The organism is Fulvivirga kasyanovii, from assembly GCF_009711405.1.
GTDB lineage: Bacteria > Bacteroidota > Bacteroidia > Cytophagales > Cyclobacteriaceae > Fulvivirga > Fulvivirga kasyanovii.
Genome location: NZ_SMLW01000171.1, coordinates 636 through 1,483, shown reverse-complemented (window position 1 = coordinate 1,483; position 848 = coordinate 636). Strand labels below are relative to the sequence as shown.

At 42.6% G+C, this 848-nt stretch carries 1 protein-coding gene; it reads right to left on the bottom strand.

What is annotated here, in order from left to right; translation table 11 throughout:
• Window positions 1–84 precede the first annotated feature (84 nt).
• Window positions 85–708 (bottom strand): transposase, encoded by a 624-nt coding sequence (locus E1163_RS00570; protein ID WP_155168581.1) that lies wholly within the window; start codon window positions 706–708, stop codon window positions 85–87.
• Window positions 709–848 lie beyond the last annotated feature (140 nt).

Below are 848 nucleotides of genomic sequence, written 5' to 3'. Positions count from 1 at the left end.
GTCGCGGGTTCGAGTCCCGTCCAGACCGCAGGATGAAAGTTTAATTAAACTCTCCAAGGGCTCCAAACCCTTGGAGGGTTGTGTTTATTCAAACAACATAACACCCTCCTTTTTTAACTCCCGGTGTACTTCTACAAATTCCTTTCTTCCTCCAAACCATTGCAAACCTTCTTCTCTCGCTATTTTAGTCCGTTTTTCAAGTAAATAGCTATGGTATGAACTATGCGGCCAATCTTCGGCATCCGTCACAAATCCATGGTGGACAGGATTATTATGTATATAGGCGACCAGGCTTGTGAAATAAGCGTCGCTCTCCACGGGTTTTCTATTGAAATTAGGCGTGAAAAGGCTGCCTTTGCGGCTGTAGCGTTTGTTGTAGGCTTGAGTATAGCCATTGAGCAAATGTGAAAATTGTTTGCTTACTGCCATTGAAAACCCTCCAAGGGTTTCGAACCCTTGGAGGGTTGGTTTTTTCAATTTTAAGAAATCAAGAACCTTCTCTTCCCCCCTCACCCGAACCATAAAATGGATATGGTTCGGCATCAGACAATAAGCAAATGTCTCTGCTATGGGGTGGATATATTCTGAATACTTCCTTAGAAAATAACGGTAATTCTCATCTTCCCTGAATAGGTTTTCGCTGCCATTGGCATGGGTGTAGATGTGGTAGATTCCCTGGGATTGCAGTGGAATGGTTGGTTGTGGCATAAGTTTGCATTACTTGAAACTCATACGGGGCTCCCCAATTTAACAGCAAATTATTTGATCATTTATACAGATGGCAATAAAGTTTATTAAGCCCCCTGATAATTCCTCTCAGGTACGATTAGCAGTTTAACGTTCATGAC

Coding starts and splice junctions, on each gene's coding strand:
- E1163_RS00570 (WP_155168581.1), bottom strand. CDS start 708: ATGCCACAACCAACCATTCCACTGCAATCCCAGGGAATCTACCACATC.